General features: G+C 69.8%; 15 protein-coding genes. 7 read left to right on the top strand and 8 right to left on the bottom strand.

Annotated features, from left to right (window positions below):
• Nucleotides 1-86: 86 nt before the first annotated feature.
• Both djlA and ACFWZ3_RS01715 read right to left on the bottom strand, forming a co-directional pair.
• Complete coding sequence (gene djlA, locus ACFWZ3_RS01720; protein WP_439706057.1) at nucleotides 87-890, bottom strand: co-chaperone DjlA; 804 nt, start codon at nucleotides 888-890, stop codon at nucleotides 87-89.
• Nucleotides 887-1,198 (bottom strand): c-type cytochrome, encoded by a 312-nt coding sequence (locus ACFWZ3_RS01715; RefSeq protein WP_439706056.1) that lies wholly within the window; start codon nucleotides 1,196-1,198, stop codon nucleotides 887-889. The genes djlA and ACFWZ3_RS01715 overlap by 4 nt, the downstream gene beginning before the upstream one ends.
• A 175-nt stretch (nucleotides 1,199-1,373) precedes the next feature.
• Between ACFWZ3_RS01715 and ACFWZ3_RS01710 the strand changes: the two genes are divergently transcribed.
• From ACFWZ3_RS01710 to ACFWZ3_RS01700, 3 genes are read left to right on the top strand one after another with little or no spacing between them, the layout of a single operon-like run.
• Nucleotides 1,374-2,270, top strand: a complete 897-nt coding sequence (locus ACFWZ3_RS01710; RefSeq protein ID WP_439706055.1) for a phosphoribosylaminoimidazolesuccinocarboxamide synthase — start codon at nucleotides 1,374-1,376, stop codon at nucleotides 2,268-2,270.
• A 21-nt stretch (nucleotides 2,271-2,291) separates the two neighbouring features.
• Complete coding sequence (locus tag ACFWZ3_RS01705) at nucleotides 2,292-2,762, top strand: DUF962 domain-containing protein (protein WP_439706054.1); 471 nt, start codon at nucleotides 2,292-2,294, stop codon at nucleotides 2,760-2,762.
• Nucleotides 2,763-3,170 carry a hypothetical protein gene (locus ACFWZ3_RS01700; RefSeq protein WP_439706053.1) on the top strand — a complete coding sequence of 136 codons (408 nt, stop codon included), beginning with the start codon at nucleotides 2,763-2,765 and terminating at the stop codon, nucleotides 3,168-3,170. It begins immediately after the preceding gene.
• A 128-nt stretch (nucleotides 3,171-3,298) separates the two neighbouring features.
• Here ACFWZ3_RS01700 and ACFWZ3_RS01695 read toward each other — a convergent pair whose 3' ends face one another.
• Both ACFWZ3_RS01695 and ACFWZ3_RS01690 read right to left on the bottom strand, forming a co-directional pair.
• Nucleotides 3,299-5,197 carry a beta-agarase gene (locus ACFWZ3_RS01695; protein WP_439706052.1) on the bottom strand — a complete coding sequence of 633 codons (1,899 nt, stop codon included), beginning with the start codon at nucleotides 5,195-5,197 and terminating at the stop codon, nucleotides 3,299-3,301.
• A gap of 277 nt (nucleotides 5,198-5,474) precedes the next feature.
• On the bottom strand, nucleotides 5,475-6,797 hold the full coding sequence (locus ACFWZ3_RS01690; RefSeq protein ID WP_439706051.1) for an APC family permease: 1,323 nt from the start codon (nucleotides 6,795-6,797) through the stop codon (nucleotides 5,475-5,477).
• 251 nt (nucleotides 6,798-7,048) lie between these two features.
• Between ACFWZ3_RS01690 and ACFWZ3_RS01685 the strand changes: the two genes are divergently transcribed.
• Nucleotides 7,049-8,002 carry a UPF0104 family protein gene (locus tag ACFWZ3_RS01685; protein WP_439706050.1) on the top strand — a complete coding sequence of 318 codons (954 nt, stop codon included), beginning with the start codon at nucleotides 7,049-7,051 and terminating at the stop codon, nucleotides 8,000-8,002.
• A 133-nt stretch (nucleotides 8,003-8,135) separates the two neighbouring features.
• Here the strand turns inward: ACFWZ3_RS01685 and ACFWZ3_RS01680 are convergent, their stop codons facing one another.
• Nucleotides 8,136-10,139, bottom strand: coding sequence for a protein-L-isoaspartate(D-aspartate) O-methyltransferase (locus ACFWZ3_RS01680; protein ID WP_439706049.1), 2,004 nt, complete (start codon nucleotides 10,137-10,139; stop codon nucleotides 8,136-8,138).
• 146 nt (nucleotides 10,140-10,285) lie between these two features.
• On the opposite strand from ACFWZ3_RS01680, the gene dinB reads away from it, so the two are divergent.
• Nucleotides 10,286-11,377 carry a DNA polymerase IV gene (dinB, locus tag ACFWZ3_RS01675; RefSeq protein WP_439706048.1) on the top strand — a complete coding sequence of 364 codons (1,092 nt, stop codon included), beginning with the start codon at nucleotides 10,286-10,288 and terminating at the stop codon, nucleotides 11,375-11,377.
• Between the two features lie 85 nt (nucleotides 11,378-11,462).
• A complete protein-coding gene (locus ACFWZ3_RS01670; protein ID WP_439706047.1) occupies nucleotides 11,463-12,080 on the top strand; it encodes a hypothetical protein in 618 nt (205 codons plus the stop codon).
• 27 nt (nucleotides 12,081-12,107) lie between these two features.
• Here ACFWZ3_RS01670 and ACFWZ3_RS01665 read toward each other — a convergent pair whose 3' ends face one another.
• From ACFWZ3_RS01665 to aceF, 3 genes are read right to left on the bottom strand one after another with little or no spacing between them, the layout of a single operon-like run.
• Complete coding sequence (locus ACFWZ3_RS01665) at nucleotides 12,108-12,809, bottom strand: DUF6624 domain-containing protein (protein ID WP_439706046.1); 702 nt, start codon at nucleotides 12,807-12,809, stop codon at nucleotides 12,108-12,110.
• A 34-nt stretch (nucleotides 12,810-12,843) separates the two neighbouring features.
• Nucleotides 12,844-14,709 carry a dihydrolipoyl dehydrogenase gene (gene lpdA / locus ACFWZ3_RS01660; protein WP_439706045.1) on the bottom strand — a complete coding sequence of 622 codons (1,866 nt, stop codon included), beginning with the start codon at nucleotides 14,707-14,709 and terminating at the stop codon, nucleotides 12,844-12,846.
• Nucleotides 14,710-14,720: 11 nt separating this feature from the next.
• Nucleotides 14,721-16,478, bottom strand: coding sequence for a dihydrolipoyllysine-residue acetyltransferase (gene aceF / locus ACFWZ3_RS01655; RefSeq protein WP_439706044.1), 1,758 nt, complete (start codon nucleotides 16,476-16,478; stop codon nucleotides 14,721-14,723).
• 351 nt (nucleotides 16,479-16,829) lie between these two features.
• Between aceF and ACFWZ3_RS01650 the strand changes: the two genes are divergently transcribed.
• A complete protein-coding gene (locus tag ACFWZ3_RS01650) occupies nucleotides 16,830-17,714 on the top strand; it encodes an ABC transporter ATP-binding protein (RefSeq protein ID WP_439706043.1) in 885 nt (294 codons plus the stop codon).
• Nucleotides 17,715-17,718: the final 4 nt, after the last annotated feature.

Genomic DNA, 17,718 nt, shown 5'->3' with positions numbered 1-17,718 from the left:
GATTTTGCACTCCGACAAGAGTAGCGGCATCAAGGCGCGGGGGCCCAAGCCCAACCGAATCCCGAATCCCGTCTCCCAAATCCCGGCTACTTGAAGCCTTTCTCGGCCTTGATCCGCTCGTACGCCGCGTTGATCTCGCTCGCCCGTGATTCGGCACGCTTGCGCATGTCCTCGGGCAGGTCGCCCAGGCGGTCGGGATGGTGCTCGGAGATCAGCTTGCGGTAGGCGCGCTTGATGGCCCGCTCGTCGGCGCCGCGTTCGATGCCGAGCACGGTGTAGGGATCCGGACCGTTCGCATTCCGATGCGGCGGCACGTAGCCGCCACCACCCGGCCCGCGCCGGCGATCGCCGGCAGCGGCATTCCAGGCGTAGCCCTTCATCGCCATCAGCGCCATCAGTTCCATGTCGCTGATGCGCAGGGCGAATGCGAGCTGGCGCAGGATCGACATCTTTTCCGGCGGTGGGTTGCCCTCGGCCAGTACCGTCTCGATCACCACGTCGAGCACCGGGAAGGCGTGGTCGCGTCGGGCGCCGACCCATTGGCGCAGGCCGTCGATCGCGGGAGTGACGTCGAACTCCGGCTGCTTGCCGCGGTTGAAGCTGGCGATGGCCTGCCTTCGCTGCTCGTCGATCAGGCCCATGCGGGTCATCATCCGCTCGGCCACCGCGATCTCGGCCTCGGACACGCGCCCGTCCGACTTGGCGACCGCACCGAGCAACGCAAACAGTGGGCCGTACAGGCCGTCCATCTGCGGCGCCGCGCGGTAGCGCTGACTCTGGCGCAGGCTGTCGATCACGAAGCCAATGACCGCGCCGACAATGGCACCAGGCAAGCCGTGGCCCAGGACGAGGCCGACGAACGCCAGGATCAGCGTGGAAGAGAAATTCATGGCCGCGCCTGCGAAGCCGGCGCCTGCGTGCTGTACCAGCGCGCCAGCGCATCCAGTTCGGCGGCGCTGACCGGGCCGATCGCCGCGCGCATCACCGCCACGTCGCGGCGGCCGTCGCGGTACTGCGCCAGCGCGTTGCGCAGGTAGTCCAGCCGCTGCCCGGCCAGGTTGGGCGCGCCGGGCATCTGCGCGATGCCGGTTTCGCCATGACAGGCGGCGCACAGGCCCAGGCGGGCCGGATGGGCGGGGCCCGCGGCAAAGGCTGGCAGGGCGGCGGCCAAAAGCGCCGCGAACAGGACGAGTCGCATCGGCAGGGTGTGGGGCGAGATGGATTCCCGGAACACGCGATTCTAGCAGCGCGAAGCCACACGCCCTCACGTAGGGTGGGCTTCAGCCCACCATGCACGGACGGTGGGCTGAAGCCCACCCTACGGCGACTGGCTAGAATAGACCGCTTCCCACCTTCCGACGGCGGATCGCCCCGTGCCCACCACCCTGCTGCAATCGAACCTGCCCGGCCTGGGCCTGATCCACCGCGGCAAGGTGCGCGACGTCTACGCGCTGTCGGACGACCGGCTCCTGATCGTCGCCACCGACCGTCTGTCCGCCTTCGACGTGGTGCTGCCCGACCCGATCCCCGGCAAGGGCGAGATGCTCACCCAGATCTCCAACTTCTGGTTCGACAAGACCGCGCACATCATCCCCAACCACCTGCTGCAGGTGCCGCTGGGCGAGGTGCTGCCTAAGGGCACCGACCTCTCGCTCTACGCCGGCCGCGCGGTGGTCACGCGGCGGCTGAAGCCGGTGCCGGTGGAGGCAATCGCGCGCGGCTACATCATCGGCTCGGGCTGGAAGGACTATCAGGCCACCGGCGCCATCTGCGGCATCAAGCTGCCGCCAGGCCTGAAGCAGGCGCAGCAGCTGCCCGAACCGATCTTCACTCCCTCGACCAAGGCCGCGGTGGGCGACCACGACGAGAACGTGAGCTTCGACGCGGTGGTGAACGCGGTCGGGCGCGAGCTGGCCGAGAAAGTGCGCGACGCGACGCTGGCGATCTACCGCTGGGCGGCCGACTACGCGGCCGACCGCGGCATCATCATCGCCGACACCAAGTTCGAGTTCGGCACCGACGCCGACGGCAAGCTGTACGTGATGGACGAGATGCTCACGCCCGATTCCTCGCGCTTCTGGCCGGCCGACGAGTACCGCACCGGGATCAGCCCGCCGAGCTACGACAAGCAGTTCGTGCGCGACTACCTGGAGACGCTCGACTGGAACAAGAAGGCCCCCGGACCGAAGGTGCCTGCCCAGGTCATCGAGCGCACCCGCGCCAAGTACGCCGAGGCGCTGGAGCGACTGGCCGGCATCCGGCTCGACTGATCCGCTGACGAGGGCGACACCATGCGCACGATGCAGAGCTGGCTCGACGGCTACAGCGCCGACCACCGCAACCCAGTCAACCAGGTGATCCACTGGATCTGCGTGCCGCCGATCGTCTGGACCGTGGTGGCGCTGCTGTGGACCGTGCCGGTACCGAGCGCCTTCCTCAAGCCCGGCGCGTGGGCGGTGTTCGCAATGGTGCTGGCGTTCGCCTGGTACTGGAAGCACTCGCACCGCCTTGGTGGCGCGCTGCTGGTCGCCTTCGTCGTGCTGGCGTTGTTCACCGCGTGGCTGTTCGAGTTGCTCGGCCCGGTGCGCCTGCGCTGGCTCGCGCTCGCGGTGTTCGTGCTGGCGTGGGTCGGCCAGTTCGTCGGCCACAAGTTCGAGGGCCATCGGCCCAGTTTCCTCACCGATCTCTCCTACCTGCTGGTCGGTCCTGCCTGGCTGATGGAAAAGTTCCTGCGCCGGATCGGCTTCAAGGCCCACGACTAGATGCAAACCCTGCTTACCCTGCTCAGCACCCTGCTCTGGTGGGTGCTGTACGGCTCGATCGTCGCGCTGTTCGCCAGCCTCATCGCCTGGCCGGTGCTGCGCTGGAGCGAACGCACGAACGTGGTGTTCAACCGCGTGTACTTCGCCTGCCTGCTGTGGAGCCTGCTCGGCTTGCTGCTGGTCGGACTGGCGGCCGCCCACGAGGGCAACGTCCGGCCGCCCTACGGGCCGCTGCTTTCCTCGCTGCCGTTGCGCCTGGCGCTGGTCGTGGACATGCTCGTCGGCGCCCTGCTGCTGTGGCGACTCACGCCCCGCGTCGACGCCCATCGCATCCGGCCCACCAGCGCCTGCATGGCGATGGCGGCGGTGACTGCCGTGGCGTTCGGCATCGCGACCAGCCTCGCGTAGGATCGGCTTCAGCCCATCGCTCCCGGCCAGATGGCGGTGGGCCGAAACCCAGCCGAAGGACTCCGCTCGCTGTCAGCGCCTGCGTGGCCATGGCTGCGGCGCCATGACGTCGGGTATCGCAGCCCGTTCTAGGGCCGGCTCGCTGTAGCGTTGGCGCCTCGCACCGCGCTTACGAAACCGCCGAAGGGAATGTCGGTGATGCCGACCAGCCCGAAGTGCGCGTTCTCGCCGTCGAGCAGGCGGCCGGTGACCGGCTGGTCGGCGTACTGGAACCAGTGCGCGCCGACGATCGCCGGATCGGCGGCCGCCGCCGCGAGGAAGCGCGCGTAGGCCTCGCCGCGCTGGGCCTCGTTCCAGACCGGCACCGGGCCCGCGCCGAACGGACCGCGGTCGGTCGAGCCGAAGGAGAACTCGCTGACCAGCACCGGCTTGTCGAGCTGGTGCAATCGGTCCAGATCCATGCCGTGCTGCGGCAGGTCGGCGTAGACGTTGATGCTGATCACGTCGCACCAGCGGGCGCAGGCGGCGACCGCCTCGGGAGTGCGCACGGCGAAGCGGCCGCCGAGGAAAAGGTGGTGCGGGTCGTGCCGGCGCAGCGCCTGCGCGACGGTGCGGAAGTAGCGCTCGGCGTAGGCGCGCAGCCAGGCGCTGTAGTCCTCGGCGATGGCCGGATGCGCCTCGTCCGGCACCGGTGCCTGGAACCCGGCCGGCTCCAGCGCCTCCCAGCGCGTCACGCCGATGCCCCAGGCCACGCCCAGGCGCAGGGCGTCGCCGTACTTGCGCTTGAGCATGGCGAGGAAGGCCTGCTTGGCGGGGCTGCGCGGGTCGCCGCGCAGCGTGCCGATGGCCAGCGCCCAGCGGCCCTGCGGCCCGGGCGCGGCCCAGGCCAGTTCGTTGTCGGCGAAGTAGCCGAGCAGCCAGTGATCGTCGCGCACGCCCTGGGTGGCGGCGGCGACGGCGTGTTCGGTCGCGGCCTCGAAGCGCGGGTCGAACGGATCGGGCATGCGGCCCCACCAGTCGTAGCCGGTGGCGACGTTGGCGTAGTCGCCGGCGATGTTGATCGAACGGGTGTAGGCCAAACCGTGCCCGCGCGCGATCGCCTCGTCGCTCCAGTTGCCCAGCGTGTTGAAGCCCCAGGCAACCAGGCGCTGGCGCGTGCGTGTGCGCCAGGCTCTACGCCAGTCCGCACCGTCCACCCGGTAGAGGTTGGCCGCGTAGAAGTCGAACCAACGGCCGTGGTTGTAGGCCAGACCACGCGACGCGCCCGTGTCGCGGCGGCTGTCGCCCTCGCCGTCGAACGCATGCCAGGGGCCTTTGGCGGGCGGCAGGTCGGTGAACATCCACTCGCGGCCCTGCACGTAACTGCGCCCGCCGTCGGCGACCACCGCGTTGACGCCCAGCGAAAAAAACGGGCGGCCGTCCGGCGCCACCAGTTGCCAGCGGCCATCACGCTTGCGCGTGTGGAACCAGCCGGCGGCGTCCGTGAGTGCGTTGTCTTCGTTCCCGCGCGCGGCGGCATCGGACAGCCGCGCACGCTCGCGCGCATGCGCCGTGCGCAGTGCGGCGTCGCTGTCGATTTTTTCCGGCCATCGGCCACGCGTGTACTGCCCATAGCGGTCGACGATCCCGACGTAGGCGTCATGCAGCGTCACGCCGGGAGCGACATCCGCGTCGCCGATGAGAAGGACCTGCTCGGCCTGCGCCGCAGGAATGGACAAGCGCACCGCGCGAACGGCTTTCAGCGCGGGCGCGCCTTCCACGGTGGTCGCCAGCACGATCCGCCGCCCATCGAGCTCCACCGCCATCGGCGGCCCGGCCTGCATGCCGAACGCGCGCGGCGAGGTCGCGTGCAGCGGGATGACCAGAGTCTGTGCGGGGCCGGCGGGCAGGCCGACCGTCGCCGTCAGATGCGCGCCTGACGTGCCTTCGATGTCGATCGACAGCGTGACCGCCCAGGGCATCGCGTTCTGCACGCGGACGCGCCATTCGTCCGCCCCGCGCCAGGGCTGCGGTGGCGTCAGGCGCACGTAGGGGTTCGCCGCAGGTTCGAAAGTGTAGCGGCGCAGGGTGTCTGCGGAGACCTGCTCCGATCCGCCGGCACGGACGTGGGACAGCTCGACCTGAGCGGCCGTTCGGGGGTCGGGCGATGTCGCCCAGGAGGCGCACGACAAGCCCATACAGGCCAACAGAACGCACGTTTTCATGGCACCTCGAGCCCTTGTAGGAGCGCACCTGTGCGCGACCGCCCGCAGCCGGAACGCCCGCGGTCGCGCACAGGTGCGCTCCTACGGTAGACCCGGCAACCTAGGCCCCGCTGCGCTCCAGCCAGCGCCAGCCGTAGTACGCCGGAATGCCGCACGCGATGATCACCAGGCTCATGCCGGCATCACCCGGGTTGTGGATGGCGGTGGCACCGATCACGCATAGCACGGTGACCACGAAGATCATCGGCAGCCAAGGGTAGAACGGCACGCGGTAGGGGGAGGGCTCGGTCAGGTACCGGCGGTACCAGAACAGCGTGGCGATGCTGCAGGCGTGCGCCAGCCACTCGCCGACGGTGGTGTAGTCCAGCAGCTGGTTGAAGCTGCCCGACACCGCCAGCACGATCGCCCACGCGCCCAGGGTGGCCAGCGCCACCTGCGGCGCACGGCTCTGCGGCTCGATCCGGCCGACGGCGGAGAAGAACATGCCGTCGGCGCCCATCGTCTGCAGCACGCGCGCGCCGCCGGCGATGGCGATGTTGCAGTAGCCGAAAGTGGAGCAGGCGATGCCCAGCGCCATCAGCGTGGCGCCGCGCTCGCCCAGGAGCTTGTGCATTACGTCGGCCGCCGGCGCGGTGCTGAAGGCCAGGCCGGCGTGGCCCAGGCCCGCCAGGTAGGCGAAATTGGCCAGCACGTAGGCGATCATCACGCCGGCCATGCCCAGCCCCAGCGCGAGCGGCAGCGTGCGTTGCGGGTTGCGCACCTCGCCGGCCAGATCATTGAGATAGTGGAAGCCGCCGTAGGTGAACAGCACCGGCAGCAGCGCCCCGAACAGCGCGCCCGGCGGCACGTCGCGACCGGGATCGACGGCGAGCGACACACCCAGGTGGCCATCGGCAAGTACGACGCCAGCAACCACCAGCAGCACGATGGCCGCGAGCTTCAGCAACGTGAAGATGTTCTGCATCCACGCGCCGGCACGGATGCCGAACAGGTTCACGCCGACGATGAAGGCGATCGCGCCGGCCGCCACGGGCTTGATGTAGAGCAGCGACAGCCCGAGCGCCGCGCAGAAATACTGCGCGAAAATGGTCGCCACCGCGGCCACGCTGCCGGGATAGTTGATCAGCGCCATCGTCCAGCCGAACAGGAACGCCGGCAGCTGGCCGAACGCCTCGCGCAGGTAGATGTAGCTGCCGCCGGCCTGTGGCCGCCGCGCGCCGAGCTCGGCGTAGCTCAGCACGCCGGTCAGCGTCAGCAGGCCGCCGACCACCCACAGCGCCAGCAACTCCCAGCCCGAGCTGGTGCGCTGGGCGAGCGTCGAGGGCGTACTGAAGATGCCTGCGCCGATCACGCCGCCGATGACGATCATCGCCGCGTCCCAGGTGCCCAGTCGGCGCAGGTAGGTGTTCGATTCGGTGCTCATGCGTGGGTGGGCATCGTCGGCGGCGGAAGCGGCAACGATAGCGTGAGTTGGTGCCCGGGTTCAGCCACCGGCGCACGAGATGGTTCTTCCCGCAGACGACCCCTGCGGGACCGCGGGCACCGCGCGCTGCCCATGCCCCGCGGTCGCGCACGGGTACGCTCCTACAAGGGAAGGGGCAGAAGCCGCTACGCTTGGCGGCATGACGAACCCGCACCCGCGGCCCCTTGCGCATGCGCCGTAAGGTTGCGCCGATGTCCGCCTTTCCCTCTGCCCTTCCCCACCCGGGCGCGCGCCGCTGGCTGCGCGCGCTGTCCTGGCTGGTCTCTGTTTTGCTGCTCGCGCTGGCCGCCTGGCTACTGCACCGGTATCTGGGCGCGATGCGCTGGTGCGACGTGGCGACGGCGCTGACGCAACTGCCGCGCGCACACGTGGCCGGCGCCATGGCGGCGACGGCGGTCAGTTTCGCGATGCTGGCCACGTTCGACGTGCTGGCCGCGCGCAGCGTGGCGCCCGCGCGTGCGTCGGGCGGGCTGGCCGCCTTCGCGGGTTTCGCGGCGCATGCGCTGTCCAACACGCTCGGCTTCCACGCGTTCACCGGCGGCGCAGTGCGCTACCGCGTCTACGCCACCGCGGGGCTCGGCGCCGGTGACATCGCCCGCGTGGTCGCTCTGGCCAGCCTGGGCGTGGGGCTGGGGTATGGGGTCCTGGGTGCGGCCGGCATGTTGATGGAGCCGGCGATTGCCGCCGGTTGGGGGCGCGATGCCGGCGTCGTCATCGTGCTGCTGCTGACCGGTCTGGTCGTGTGGCTGGCGCGGCCGCGGAGCCTGCGCGTGGGTCGCTGGTCGATCGCTTTGCCCGGCTCGGGCAGCGCTTTGCTGCAGATGCTGATCGGCGGCGTGGAGATGAGCGCGGCGATCGGCGCGATGTACCTGGTGCTGCCGCCGGAGATCGCGCCGCCGTTCGCGGATTTCGTGCCGATCTACCTGGCCGCGCTGCTGGCCGGCATCGTCAGCCACGCGCCGGGCGGCCTGGGGGTGTTCGAGGCGATCCTGCTCGGCGCGTTTCCATCTCAGGCCCGCGCCGACGTGTTGGCCGGGCTGCTTTGCTACCGGCTGGTCTACAACCTGCTGCCGTTCGGCGTGGCGGCGCTGGCGCTCGGCGTGTTCGAGGCGCGCCGGCGCAAGGCGCGAAAACAGGAACTGTAGGAGCGCACCCGTGCGCGACCGGGACACAGCCAACAGGCGAGGTGGCGTGCAAATAGCGGTCGCGCACAGGTGCGCTCCTACAGGAGATCGGCGCTTGCCTGCTTGCAAGAGGCGAGGCCAGCCCGCGATACGATCACAACCCGAACGGCCAGGTCTCGGCGACACCGGTGCGTGGCTCTTCACCCAGCGGCTCGACGGCGTGGGTTTCGTCGAACCAGGTGTAGCCGTCGAACTGACGCGGCATCGAGCACTCGACGTAGTGGCTCCAGCGCTCGGTGTCCGGGCGGTAGATCACACCGATGAAGCGCTCCAGCCGGCCGCTGGCCAGGCGCCCGCACAGTTCGCGGTTCGCGCCACCGCGCAGGTCGAGCAGGCAGCGCGGCTGGCCGGCATCGTGGAACAGGCGCTCGTAGCTGTCCTGGCGCGAGGGCCGCACGTCCATCACCTTCATTGGCTCGTCCCAGTCGTCCGCCGCGGCCACCGTGCCGGTGTGCATGCCGAAACCGAGTAGCACCGCCTCGTCGCCGAAGCGCTGGCGGCAGAGCTGGCCCAGGTTCAGTTCCTCGCGTACCTGGCCCATCTCGGTGTGGCGCGCGTCGCCGATGTGCGAGTTGTGCGCCCACACCACCGCCTTCGACCGCGGACCGCCGGCGTCCAGCAGATGCTCCAGCGTCTCGAACATGTGGCTGTCGCGCAGGTTCCACGACTCGGTCGAGCCGTAGTACATGGCGCGGTAGTAGGCCTCGGCATTGCTGACCAGGCGCGCGTTCTGCGCTGCGTCCAGGAAGTGTTCGCCGTCGGCCTGCGCGTACTCCATCCGGCGAGAAAGCAGTTCGCGCAGCATCTGCACCACCGCCTTCTCGCACAGCGGATAGCCGGCGTTCAACGCCATGCGGCCGTACTGCGCCGGCTCCTTGCTCCAGGGCATCAGGCAGCCGTAGCGATGGCGGGCGACTTGCGCGGTTTCCGGATCGACCTTGTCCAGGTAATCGATCACCGCGCGGATCGAGCTGTCCAGGCTGTATAGGTCCAGCCCGTAGAAGCCGGCCTGTTTCGCCGCCGGCTTGTCCGCGTTGTAGTCGCGCAGCCAGTCGATGAAGCGGGCGACGTCGCGGTTGCGCCACATCCAGGTGGGGAAGCGCTGGAAGATCGGCTGCTCGTGCCTGGCTGGCCGGCCGCGTACGTAGCGGTCCAGTACCGCCGCATCCGGCCAGTCGCCCTCCACCGCGACGATGGTGAAGCCGTGCGCCTCGATCAGCCGGCGCGTGATCGCCGCGCGGGCCCGGTAGAACTCGCTGGTGCCGTGACTGGCCTCGCCCAGCAGCACCACGCGTGCGTCGCCGTAGCGGTCGAACAACCGTCCAAACGCGGGGTCGTCGAGGTCGGGCAGGGGTTCGACCGCCGCGCGGATCAGGCCGGCGAGGCCGCCGCCGTCGGCCGGCGCTCGCGCCGCGACCGGCTCCATCCGAGGCGAGCCGGTGGCATCCTGTTCGCTCCAGCCGTAGCTGCCGACCAGCGGCACGAAACGGACCTCGTCCAGCGGCTCCTCCTCGAAGCGGTCCTCCGCCACGCGGGTGACCTTCACCAGCCGCTGCCGGTACAGCGTCTCGCCGACCGGCATCACCAGCCGCCCGCCGATGGCCAGTTGCCGGCGAAGCACGTCCGGCACGGCGGGACCGCCCGCCGCCGCGATGATCGCGTCGAACGGCGCCGCCTCCGGCCAGCCGCCGCTCCCATCGCCCACGCGCAGGCGGATGTTGCGGTAACCCAGCGCGTCGAAACGCTGCTGCGCGAGGTCGGCGAGCTCCGCGTGGCGCTCGATCGCGTGGACGCAGGCGGCCAGCGCGCCCATCACCGCCGCGGCGTAGCCCGAGCCGGCGCCGATCTCCAGCACGCTGTCGCCTTCGCGCAGCTCGGCTGCCTGCAGCATCCGCGCGACGATAAACGGTTGCGAGATGGTCTGCCCGGCCTCGATCGGCAGCGGCGAGTCCTCGTAAGCGAACTCGTGCAGGCTGCCACCCACGAACGCCTCGCGAGGAATCGTGCCCATCGCCTCCAGCACGCGCGAGTCGGTGATGCCGCGCCCGGCCAACTGGCGCTCGACCATGCGCTGGCGCTGTTCGGCGAAATCATTCATGGCGAACCTCCGGGATCCGCGGTCACGCTAGTCCGGCCGCTATCAATCGCGTGTCAAACCACGCACCTGCCCGGTGGCACGGGCGATGGCCGCACGGGTGGCGCCGGTCGCCTAGAATCTGCGCCAGGCATTCCCGGCTACCCAGCGTGTCCCCTTCCCCGCGCAAGATCCTGCACATCGACATGGACGCGTTCTATGCGTCGGTGGAGCAGCGCGACGACCCCTCGTTGCGCGGCAAGCCGGTGGTCGTGGCGTGGCGTGGCGCACGCTCGGTGGTATGCGCGGCGAGCTACGAGGCGCGCGTATTCGGCGTGCGCTCGGCGATGCCGGCGGTGCGCGCCGAGCGGCTGTGTCCGCAGGCGATCTTCGTGCCGCCGGATTTCATCCGCTACAAGGCGGTATCGCGCCAGGTGCGGGCGATCTTCGCGCGGCACACCGACCTGATCGAGCCGCTGTCGCTGGACGAGGCCTACCTGGACGTCACCGCCAGCAAGACCGGCCTGGCTTCGGCCACCGCGACGGCGGAGGCGATCCGCGCGGCGATCCGCGAGGAGACCTGCCTTACCGCGTCGGCCGGCGTGGCACCGAACAAGTTCCTCGCCAAGATCGCCTCGGACTGGCGCAAGCCCGACGGCCTGTTCGTGATCCGCCCGCACCAGGTCGAGGCCTTTCTCGCCCCGCTCGCGGTCGGTCGCCTTCCTGGCGTGGGCAAGGTCATGGAAGGCAAGCTCGCGGCCATGGGCGTGGCCATCGCGGCTGACCTGCGGCGGCTGGGCGAGGCGGAGCTGGAGCAGCGCTTCGGCCGCTGGGGGCGGCGCCTGCACCAGCTTGCCTGGGGCATCGACGAGCACCCGGTGCAGCCGGATCGCCCGACGTTGCAGGTGTCGAGCGAAGACACCTTCGAACACGACCTCACGCTGGACGAGCTGGAGCCGCACATCCGCCGGCTGGCCGAGAAAACCTGGGCCGGCCACCAGCGCGAGCAGGGCCGCGTCGCGCGCACGGTCGTGCTCAAGCTCAAGACCGCCGACTTCCGCACGTTGACCCGCAGCTTTTCGCCCACCACCCTGCCCGACTCGGCACACGAGTTGGCCGAGCTCGCCTGCGCGCTGCGTGCGCGGGTAGGCCGTCCGGTCGACACGCGCTACCGGCTGGTCGGCGTCGGGCTGGCCGGCTTCGTCGAGCGCGACGGCTTCATCGCACAACGCGACCTGTTCGGTGTCATGCCCACGGATTGACCTCCCCACAGAAGGCCCCCCCGATGCACCTGGAACGACCCAAGGTACGGCTCGACTGCTGAAGGATTTCCTCAAGCACTACCTGATGATCGTGCTGAGCATCCTGACCGCGTTGGGGCTGGAGGCATGGATCGAGCACACGCACCACCGGCACGCGGCCGAGGTGGCCGGCGCGCAGATCGAGGCGGAGATCCGCGCCAACCTGGAGGGCGTGCGTTCCTCGCTCGCACAGGACACGCACCAGGCCAAGCTGCTCGCAAGCATCCGCAATGCGCTGGAGGCGGACTTCAAGGCCGGCAAGCCGGATGACGTGGTGATCGCGCACGTGCACGAACTGGTCGGCACCAACGGCTTCAGCCTCAACCTGCGCTGGCCGACCCTGCGCCAGGAGGCGTGGGAAGTGGCGGTCGCCAACCAGTCGGCGAGCTGGATGGACGCCGAACGCATGCGCCGCTATTCGGCAGCCTATGCTGGCCAGCGCGACATCGTCGCGTCACTGGGCGCGAATCTCTCGCTGGTGATGAACGGTCCGCGCATGGTCGATGCCATCACCGACCTGCGCACCGGCAGCGTGCAGCCGCGCGAGATCCTGCACGTGATCAGCCAGATGCCGGTGATGCTGGGCCAGGCCAAGGACAACCTTCAGACGCTGGAGCAGGGCCTGCAGTCGGCACTGGCGGACGAGCCGAAGGCCCAGAGCTGACGGAAAGGCGTTTGGCGGCGCGGGTGCTCAGTGCGCGACGGGCATGTGGTAGGACGCGCCGAGCACGCAGCGGTAGAGCGGCAGCGGCATCAGGCCGACCTTGGCACGGCGGGCGTCGAGCTCCGTTGCGTCCTCGACCGGCTGCATCGCCAGCGCGCCGTGGGCGTCGGGCTTGAACTGGGTGCCGTAGCGCTGCGGCTTGCCCTGGCCCAGCAACACGCGGTCGGTCAGCATCGCCAGGTCCTGCTTGCGTACGCCGGCCTCCGCGCCGCGCGCCTGCAGCGTGCGCAGCACCTCCAGCTGGAACGCACTGTCGCGGTCGGCGTGCTGGACGAGCAACCAGGCATCCGCCACGCCCTGTTTCCCGACCTGCGCCACGGTGGGGAAACCTTGTCGTGCGACCACGCCCTTGAGCCAGGCCAGGTTGCCGCTGTCGATATCGAGGATGGCCTTCATGGCCGCCGGATCGGGCGCGCCCTTGGCCATCATCGCGTCGCGTGCCCGTGTGTCGGCGGCCGCGCGCGTGGCCAATGCCTGACGCAACGACGGCTGGCTGACCGGGCGACCGGCATCCGCCGCCGCGGCCACGTCACTGCCATGCGGATGCCCTGCCGCCCAGGCCGCCAAGCCCGGGCAAGCCTTTGCCAGCGCGGCGTCTTCGTCGGCGGCGAGCGCAGCGGCCGGACACGCCACCAGTAAAGCAATCAGCAGGGTGCCTGCTCGATTCATGCGTCTTCCTCCGTGAAGTGGGCGGCCTGCGCCGCTATTTTTTCTTCGGGATGTACAGGTCGGTGATGGTGCCTTCGTAGACCTCCGCCGCCATCGCGACCGATTCGCTCAGGGTCGGGTGCGGGTGGATGGTCAGCGCGATGTCGGCGGCCTCGGCACCCATCTCGATGGCGAGCGCCAGCTCCGAGATCAGGTCGCCTGCATGCGAGCCGACAATGCCGGCGCCGACCACGCGATGGGTTTCTTCATCGAACAGCAGCTTGGTGAAGCCCTCGGTGCGGTCGATGCCGATCGCACGGCCTGAGGCGGCCCACGGGAACTTGCCCACGCCGATCCTGAGGCCCTTTTCCTTCGCCTCGCGCTCGGTTACGCCGACCCATGCGATCTCCGGGTCGGTGTAGGCAACCGACGGAATCACGCGTGCGTCGAAGTGGCTCTTCATGCCGGCCACCACTTCGGCGGCGACGCGCGCCTCGTGGGTGGCCTTGTGCGCCAGCATCGGCTGGCCGACCAGGTCGCCGATGGCGAAGATGTGCGGCACGTTCGTACGCATCTGCGTATCGACGTTGATGAAGCCGCGCTCGGTCACCGTGACGCCGGCCTTGTCGGCGCCGATCTTGTTGCCGTTGGGCGAGCGGCCGACGGCGACCAGCACGCGGTCGAACACGGTAGTGTCCGGAATGCTGTCGCCTTCGTAGCGGACTTCGATGCCCTTCTTGCCGGCCTTGGCCTCGACTACCTTGGTCTTCAGATGCACGCCCTTGAGCTTGCCGCCCAGGCGCTTGGCCAGCGGCTTGACCAGGTCGGCGTCGGCGCCCGGGATGAGCTGGTCCATGAACTCGACCACGGTCACCTCGCTGCCGAGGCCGGCGTAGACGGTGGCCATTTCCAGGCCGATGATGCCGCCGCCGACGACTAGCAGCTTCTTCGGAATGTCCTTGAGCTCCAGTGCGCCGGTGGAATCCATCACGCGCTCGTCGTCCCAAGGGAACATCGGCAGGCGCGCCGCCTGCGAGCCGGCGGCGATGATCGCCTGCTCGAAGCGGACCAGCTTCGTTCCTTCGGCCGTCTTTACTTCCAGCTCGTGCGGCGAGACGAAGATGCCGGTGCCCTGCACGGTACGCACCTTGCGTTGCCTGGCCATGCCGGCGAGGCCGCCGGTGAGCTTGCCGACCACCTGCTCCTTGAAGTGGCGCAGCTTGTCCAGCTCGATCTTCGGCTTGCCGAAGCTGACGCCGTGGGCGGCCATGGCTTCGGCTTCGTCGATCACCGCGGCGGCGTGCAGCAGTGCCTTGGAGGGAATGCAGCCGACGTTGAGGCAGACGCCGCCCAGGCTGGCGTAGCGTTCGACCAGCACGGTATCGACGCCGAGGTCGGCGGCGCGGAAGGCGGCGGTGTAGCCGCCGGGGCCGGAGCCGAGGACGACGAGCTTGCACTCGATGTCGGGCTGGCGGCCGGAGGCGCCGGCGGCTTGCGGTGCCTTCGCCTCCTCTCCCCCTTCTTTGATCAAAGACCGGGGAGAGGATTGAGGTGAGGGGGCGGGGCTCGCGGGGGAGGCGGTGGCCGCCTTCGCTCCGCCGCTGGTTCCGGGCGAGGTTGTCCCCTCACCCCGGCGCTCTCCACCGGCCTTGTTTTCATTCGAAGAAGAGGGAGCAGAATCGCTCGCTTCGAGGGTGAGGATCACGGCGCCCTCGGACACCTCGTCGCCCACCTTCACCTTCAACTCTTTCACCACGCCGGGCGCGCTGGAGGGCACCTCCATCGTGGCCTTGTCCGATTCCAGCGTGATCAGGCTCTGGTCCTTTTCCACGCGGTCGCCGGCCTTCACCAGCACTTCGATCACCGGCACGTTGTCGTGGCCGCCGATGTCGGGAACCTTCACTTCGATCGTGTTCGCCATGGCGCGCCTCCTCAGAGCAGCAGCCGGCGGATGTCGCCGAGCTGGGTGGCGAGGAAGGCGGCAAAGCGCGCGGCGAGCGCGCCGTCGATCACGCGGTGGTCGTAGGAGAGCGACAGCGGAAGCATGAGTCGCGGCGCGAACTCCTTGCCGTTCCACACCGGCTTGATCGATGCCTTGGAGACGCCAAGGATCGCCACCTCCGGCGCATTGACGATCGGCGTGAACGCCGTGCCGCCGATGCCGCCGAGCGAGGAGATCGAGAAGCAGCCGCCGGACATTTCGTTCGGGCCGAGCTTCTTCTCGCGCGCCTTCCTGGAGATCTCGCCCAGCTCGCGGGCCAGGTCCAGCAGGCCCTTCTGGTCGCAATCACGGATCACCGGCACCACCAGGCCATCGGGCGTGTCCACCGCGATGCCGATGTGGAAGTACTTCTTGAGGATCAGCTTTTCGCCGGTCTCGTCCAGCGAGGCGTTGAACTGCGGGAACTGCTTGAGCGCCGCGACCACCGCCTTGATCTGGAACACCAGCGGGGTGACCTTCAGGTCCTTGTTTTCTTCGCCAAGCTTCTTGCGGAACGCCTCCAGCTCGGTGATGTCCGCGTCCTCGTGCTGGGTGACGTGCGGGATCATCGCCCAGTTGCGCGAGAGGTTGGCGCCGGAAATCTTCTGGATGCGGGTGAGCGGCTTTTCCTCGACCGGGCCGAACTTGGCGAAGTCGACCTTCGGCCACGGCAGCAGGTTGAGCCCGCCGCCGGCAGCCACCGGCGCGCCCTGCACCGGGCGCGCGCCGGAGGCCAGCGCGTGCTTGACGTAGGCGCTGACGTCCTCGCGCTGGATGCGCCCGCCGCGGCCGGAGCCCTTCACCTGCACGATGTCGACGCCCAGCTCGCGCGCGAACGCGCGGATCGCCGGGCTGGCGTAGGGCGCGTCGCCGGGCATGATCACCTTGGCGTCCAGCGGCGGACGCGCGCGCGGCGCGACGTCACCTTCCGGCACGTTGCCCGGCTGCACGCCGCGGCCACCGACCGGGGCCGGCTGCTCAGGCGCCTTGGGGCCGCCGCCGCTGACCGGCAGGCCGGTAGCGGACTGCGCATCGGGCGAGGGCGATGGCGCCCCCTCACCCCGGCCGGGAGAGAGGGACGCGGAGCCGCCTTCGCCGGCGGTTTCAAGGATGGCAATCACCGCGCCCTGGGAGACCTCGTCACCGACCTTGAGCTTGAGCTCCTTCACCACGCCCTCGAACGGCGCGGGCACTTCCATCGTCGCCTTGTCCGATTCCAGCGTGATCAGGCTCTGGTCCTTGGCGACCGTGTCGCCGACCTTCACCAGCACCTCGATCACCGGCACGTTGTCGTGGCCGATGTCCGGCACGCGCGCCTCGCGCACGCCACCACCGGCCGGCGGTGCGGCGGGCGGCGGCTGCGGCGACGCTTCGTCGACGGCGCCCTTGCCCGAGCCCGGCTCGGCCGCCTTCGCCTGTTGGGCGGAGGCGATCGGCGCGGCGGCGGGTGCGGGAGCCTGGGCGGCGCCCTCGGCCTCGATGACCGCGATCAGCGCGCCCTCGGAAACCTCGTCACCGACCTTCAGCTTCACTTCCTTGACCACGCCGGTGACCGGCGAGGGCACTTCCATGGTCGCCTTGTCCGATTCGAGCGTGATCAGGCTCTGTTCCTTTTCGACGCGGTCGCCGGCCTTCACCAGCACTTCGATCACCGGCACGTTGTCGTGGCCGCCGATGTCGGGGACGCGTGCTTCTTTGAGGTCGGCCATGGGGTCTCCTGCGATGGCAAGGGCGCAGCGCCCGGGGATGGCGGCCGCGCAAGGCCTCCCATGATAGCGAACGGCCGCCCGCCGCGTAGGGCCGGGCGGCGACGGGCCGTCGGCCGGACCTTCTCCCGCCTGCGCGGGAGTCGCAGCGGGCTGGAGTGTGTCCACAGCGATGCCGCGGATACCGCAACGTGGGCCATCGAGCCCTCCCCTGCGAACGCGGGGGAAGGATCTTGCGGGCGCGGCAAGGGTCCTGGCGCCGCGGCAGGCATGACCTTGTGCCGATGTGCCCGCCGGGCGCGCTCCCTATGCTGGTCCCATCGGCGCCGCGCGGGGTGGCGCGGAGGAAACCGCATGCTGACCATCCGCCACCTGTCCAAGACCTATGCCAACGGCGTGCACGCGCTGCGCGGGATCGACCTGGACATCCCGCAGGGCATGTTCGGCCTGCTGGGGCCCAACGGGGCGGGCAAATCCTCGCTGATGCGCACCATCGCGACCCTGCAGGACCCGGACCAGGGCAGCATCGAGCTCGACGGCATGGACCTCCTGGCCGACAAGCCGGCCACCCGCCGCCTGCTCGGCTACCTGCCGCAGGAATTCGGCGTGTACCCGAAGGTTTCCGCCGAGGCGATGCTCGAGCACTTCGCCGTGCTCAAGGGAGTCACCGCCCGCGGCGAGCGGCGCGACCTCACCGAGGCGCTGCTGCGCCAGGTCAACCTGTGGGACGTGCGCAAGCGCAAGCTGGGCACCTTCTCCGGCGGCATGCGCCAGCGCTTCGGCATCGCCCAGGCGCTGATCGGCAGCCCGAAGCTGGTGATCGTGGACGAGCCGACCGCCGGCCTGGACCCGGAGGAGCGCAACCGCTTCCTGAACCTGCTGGCCGAGATCGGCGAGAAGGTGGTGGTGATCCTCTCCACCCACATCGTGGCCGACGTGACCGACCTGTGCCCGCGCATGGCGATCATCGGCCAGGGCCAGGTGCTGCTGACCGGCGAGCCGCGCGAGGCGATCCGCAGCCTGGACGGGCGCGTGTGGCGGCGCACGATCGACAAGGCGGAACTGGACAACTACCGCGCCCGCATGACCATCCTTTCCACCCGCCTGGCCGGCGGGCGCACCTCGCTGCACGTACTGGCCGATGCACCGCCGGAGCCCGGCTTCGAGCCGGTGGCGCCGGACCTTGAGGACGTCTATTTCGGCCGCCTGCGCGCGCAGGCCACGGCGCGGGCGGCCTGACGCC

The sequence above is a fragment of the Frateuria sp. GZRR35 genome, from assembly GCF_051900415.1.
In the GTDB taxonomy this organism is placed as follows: Bacteria; Pseudomonadota; Gammaproteobacteria; order Xanthomonadales; family Rhodanobacteraceae; genus Frateuria_A.
This window is presented reverse-complemented; position numbering and strand designations above follow the sequence as displayed.

Bases quoted from the DNA above. Each gene is read 5' to 3' on its own strand.
- lpdA (WP_439706045.1), bottom strand. From the start codon at position 14,709: ATGGCGAACACGATCGAAGTGAAGGTTCCCGACATCGGCGGCCACGAC.
- ACFWZ3_RS01670 (WP_439706047.1), top strand. From the start codon at position 11,463: ATGATCGTGCTGAGCATCCTGACCGCGTTGGGGCTGGAGGCATGGATC.
- aceF (WP_439706044.1), bottom strand. From the start codon at position 16,478: ATGGCCGACCTCAAAGAAGCACGCGTCCCCGACATCGGCGGCCACGAC.
- djlA (WP_439706057.1), bottom strand. From the start codon at position 890: ATGAATTTCTCTTCCACGCTGATCCTGGCGTTCGTCGGCCTCGTCCTG.
- ACFWZ3_RS01680 (WP_439706049.1), bottom strand. From the start codon at position 10,139: ATGAATGATTTCGCCGAACAGCGCCAGCGCATGGTCGAGCGCCAGTTG.
- ACFWZ3_RS01690 (WP_439706051.1), bottom strand. From the start codon at position 6,797: ATGAGCACCGAATCGAACACCTACCTGCGCCGACTGGGCACCTGGGAC.
- ACFWZ3_RS01685 (WP_439706050.1), top strand. From the start codon at position 7,049: ATGTCCGCCTTTCCCTCTGCCCTTCCCCACCCGGGCGCGCGCCGCTGG.
- ACFWZ3_RS01650 (WP_439706043.1), top strand. From the start codon at position 16,830: ATGCTGACCATCCGCCACCTGTCCAAGACCTATGCCAACGGCGTGCAC.
- ACFWZ3_RS01665 (WP_439706046.1), bottom strand. From the start codon at position 12,809: ATGAATCGAGCAGGCACCCTGCTGATTGCTTTACTGGTGGCGTGTCCG.
- ACFWZ3_RS01715 (WP_439706056.1), bottom strand. From the start codon at position 1,198: ATGCGACTCGTCCTGTTCGCGGCGCTTTTGGCCGCCGCCCTGCCAGCC.
- ACFWZ3_RS01700 (WP_439706053.1), top strand. From the start codon at position 2,763: ATGCAAACCCTGCTTACCCTGCTCAGCACCCTGCTCTGGTGGGTGCTG.
- ACFWZ3_RS01705 (WP_439706054.1), top strand. From the start codon at position 2,292: ATGCGCACGATGCAGAGCTGGCTCGACGGCTACAGCGCCGACCACCGC.